Source organism: Inquilinus sp., from assembly GCF_039594555.1.
Classification (GTDB): Bacteria; Pseudomonadota; Alphaproteobacteria; order DSM-16000; family Inquilinaceae; genus Inquilinus.
Window position 1 is genome coordinate 1 of the sequence record NZ_JBCNNF010000541.1, and the last position, 3,838, is coordinate 3,838.

General features: G+C 71.9%; 3 protein-coding genes. All 3 read left to right on the forward strand.

Annotated elements, in window-relative coordinates; translation table 11 throughout:
• The coding region (locus ABDW35_RS33555) for an ABC transporter permease (RefSeq protein WP_343718192.1) at positions 1-754 on the forward strand (754 nt) is incomplete at its 5' end.
• A complete protein-coding gene (locus ABDW35_RS33560) occupies positions 751-2,373 on the forward strand; it encodes an ABC transporter ATP-binding protein (RefSeq protein WP_343718193.1) in 1,623 nt (540 codons plus the stop codon). The genes ABDW35_RS33555 and ABDW35_RS33560, both read left to right, overlap by 4 nt.
• A gap of 154 nt (positions 2,374-2,527) precedes the next feature.
• On the forward strand, positions 2,528-3,838 hold a 1,311-nt coding region (locus ABDW35_RS33565; protein ID WP_343718194.1), incomplete at its 3' end, for a CocE/NonD family hydrolase.

The window sequence follows — 3,838 nt, forward strand, 5'->3', positions numbered from 1 at the left end:
GCTGCTGTTCGGGCCGCTCCTGGCCCCGTTCGGCGAGGAGGACATCCTCGGCGGCCCGTTCGACCCCGCCACGGCGCTGAACTGGTTCGGCCTGGACCAGAACGGCCGCGACATGCTCTCGCGCCTGCTCTACGGCGCGCAGATGTCGATCGGCGTGTCGCTGGCGGCCTCGCTGCTGTCCTTCTCGGTCGGCCTGCCGCTCGGCTTCCTCGCCGCCCTGCGCGGCGGCTGGGTCGACACCGTGCTGTCGCGGCTGGTCGACACCATCATGTGCATCCCGGTGCTGATCTCGGCCCTGGTCGTGCTGCAGGCGCTCGGCTCCTCGCTGCCGGTGCTGATCGTCACCATCGCGCTGCTGGACTCGACCCGCGTCTTCCGCCTGGCCCGGATCCTGGGGCAGGGGATCAACGTGATGGAGTACGCCGAGGCGGCGCGGCTGCGCGGCGAGGGCGCCTGGTGGCTGATCCGCAAGGAGATCCTGCCGAATGCGGCGGCGCCGCTGATCGCCGAATTCGGCATGCGCTTCTGCTTCACCTTCCTGTTCGTCGCCGGCCTGTCCTTCCTCGGCCTCGGCATCCAGCCGCCCTATGCCGATTGGGGCGGCATGGTGAAGGACAACCAGCAGGGCATCCTCTACGGCCTCTACGCCCCGCTGTACCCCGCGGCGGCGATCGCGCTGCTGACCATCGGCGTCAACCTGGTGGTCGACTGGCTGCTGGCCGGCCGCACCCGGCCGCAGGGAGAGGGACGATGAGCGACATCCTCACCATCCGCGGCCTGCGGGTCGAGGCGCCGGACGGCACCGTGCTGGTGGACGGCATCGACCTCGATCTGAAGAAGGGCGAGGTGCTGGGCCTGATCGGCGAATCCGGCGCCGGCAAGTCGACCATCGGCCTGGCCGCCATGGGCTGGGGCCGCGGTGGCTGCCGCATCGCCGGCGGCACCGTGGCGATCGGCGATCAGACGGTGACCGGTGTCGGTTCGGCCGGCCGCGCCCGGCTGCGCGGCGCCCGCATCGCCTATGTGGCGCAGAGCGCGGCGGCCGCCTTCAACCCGGCCCTGACCATCGGCCGCCAGGTTCTGGAAGGGCCGAGGCACCACCGGTCGATGGGCAAGGCCGAGGCGCGGGCCTGGATGCTGGAGCTGTTCCGGGCCCTCGACCTGCCGGATCCCGAGCATTTCGGGGACCGCTACCCGCACCAGGTCTCGGGCGGGCAGCTGCAGCGCGCCATGGTCGCCATGGCGATGTCCTGCCGCCCCGACATCCTGGTGCTGGACGAGCCGACCACCGCGCTGGACGTCACCACCCAGATCGAGGTGCTGGCCCTGCTGCGGCGGCTGATCCAGCGCTACGGCACCGCGGCGCTGTACATCACCCACGACCTCGCCGTGGTGGCGCAGATCGCCGACCGGATCCAGGTGCTGCGCCACGGCAAGCCGGTGGAACTCGGGCCCACGGAACAGGTGCTGGAAGCGCCGCGCGAGGACTACACCCGCCGGCTGGTCGGCGAGCGCCAGGCCAGCCTGGCCGGCGAGCCGCGCCGGCACGAGGGCGGTGCCGAACTGCTGGCGGTCGACGGCATCTCCGCCGCCTATCACAAGGTGCCGGTGCTTTCGGATGTGTCGTTCTCCCTGCGCCGGGGCGAGACCCTGGCGGTGGTCGGCGAATCCGGTTCCGGCAAATCGACCCTGGCGCGGGTGATCACCGGCCTCTTGCCGCCGACGTCCGGCTCGGTGCGGCTCGACGGGCAGGCCCTGCCGTCCTCCTATACCGCTCGAAACCGTGACCTGCTGCGCCGGATCCAGCTGGTCTACCAGCTGCCGGATGTGGCGCTGAATCCGCGCCAGACGGTGGGCGAGGCGATCGGCCGGCCGCTGGGCTTCTATTTCGGCCTCAAGGGGCGGGAGCAGAAGCAGGAGGTCGGCCGGCTGCTCGGGCTGATCGGCCTCGACCCGGACTTCGCCGGCCGGCTGCCCGGCGCGCTGTCGGGCGGGCAGAAGCAGCGCGTCTGCATCGCCCGCGCCCTGGCGGCCAAGCCGGACCTGATGATCTGCGACGAGGTGACCTCGGCGCTCGACCCGCTGGTGGCGGAGGAGATCCTGCGCCTCTTGCGCCGGCTGCAGGACGAGCTCGGCGTCGCCTATCTCTTCATCACCCACGATCTCGGCGTGGTCCGCCGCCTGGCCGACCGCACCGCGGTGATGCAGCGCGGCCGGGTGGTGGAGCAGGGGCCGACGGAAGAGATCTTCACCCCGCCCTTCCATGACTACACCGGCCGCCTGGTCGCCTCCGTCCCCGAGTTGCGCCGAGACTGGCTGGACCAGGTCCTCGTCGCCCGACCGCCTGAGAATGCTACTGGTGCGGCCGTCTGACGGCGGTTTCTGCGCTTCCGGTGCTCACGGACTCAAACGTCCGCTGCGCTCCGGTTCTCGAAACCACCGCCAGTCGACTCACACCAGCGCATTCTGAGGCGGTCTCCACCCACCAAAGGCCGTGTAGGTTCGGCCGCTTCTTGGAGATTCGACCATGACCGTCAGTGTCCAGGAGAACATCTGGATTCCGCTGGCCGACGGCACCCGCCTGGCCGCCCGGCTGTGGCTGCCGGAGGGGGCGGAGACGGCGCCGGCGCCCGCCGTGCTGGAATACATCCCCTACCGCAAGCGCGACGGCACCCGCGGCCGGGACGAGCCGATGCATGGCTGGTTCGCCGCCCAGGGCTACGCCGCCATCCGCGTCGACATGCGCGGCACCGGCGAGTCCGACGGCCATATGGCCGACGAGTACCTGAAGCAGGAGCAGGACGACGCGCTGGAGGTGATCGCCTGGATCGCCGCGCAGCCCTGGTGCACCGGCGCCGTCGGCATGATGGGTAAATCCTGGGGCGGCTTCAACGCGCTGCAGGTGGCGGCGCGCCGGCCGCCGGCCCTGAAGGCGATCATCACGGTCTACTCCACCGATCACCGGTACTCGGACGACATCCACTACCAGGGCGGCTGCCTGCTGAACGACAATCTGTGGTGGGGCGCCATCATGCTGGCCTATCAGGCCCGGCCGGCGGACCCCGCGATCGTCGGCGAGGGCTGGCGCCGGCAGTGGCTGGAGCGGCTGGAGCGGATGCCGTTCTTCCCGGCCCTGTGGCTGCGCCACCAGCGCTACGACGAGTACTGGAAGCACGGCTCGGTCTGCGAGGACTGGTCGGCGATCCAAGTCCCGGTGCTGGCCGTGGGCGGCTGGGCCGACAGCTACACCAACGCCGTGCCGCGCCTGCTGGCCGGGCTGAAGGTGCCGCGCCGCGGCATCATCGGGCCCTGGGGCCATGTCTATCCGCAGGACGGCGCGCCGGGCCCGGCGATCGGCTTCCTGCAGGAGGCGCTGCGCTGGTGGGACCAATGGCTGAAGGGCCACGACACCGGGGTGATGGCGGAGCCGATGCTGCGCGCCTTCGTCGAGGACTGGAACGCCCCGGCCGGCAGCCGGGCCGAGACCGAGGGCCGCTGGGTCGGCGAGGCAGAATGGCCGAGCCCGGCCATCGCGCCGCGGCGCTGGGCCCTGAACGCGCCGGGCGCGCTGGCCGACGCCGCGGGGCCGGAGGTGGAGATCCTGGTGCGCTCGCCGCTCAGCCACGGCAAGGCGGCCGGCGAATGGATGGCCACCGGCTGCCCCGGCGAGCTGCCGGTCGACCAGCGCCTCGATGACGGCGCCGCGCAGCTGTTCGACACCGCGCCGCTGGACGAGGCGGTGGAGATCCTGGGCGCGCCGGAGCTGCTGTTCGACCTCGCCGCGGACGCGCCGGTGGCGCAGCTGGCGGTGCGGCTGTGCGACGTGGCGCCGGACGGC

Bases quoted from the DNA above. Each gene is read 5' to 3' on its own strand.
- ABDW35_RS33560 (WP_343718193.1), top strand. From the start codon at position 751: ATGAGCGACATCCTCACCATCCGCGGCCTGCGGGTCGAGGCGCCGGAC.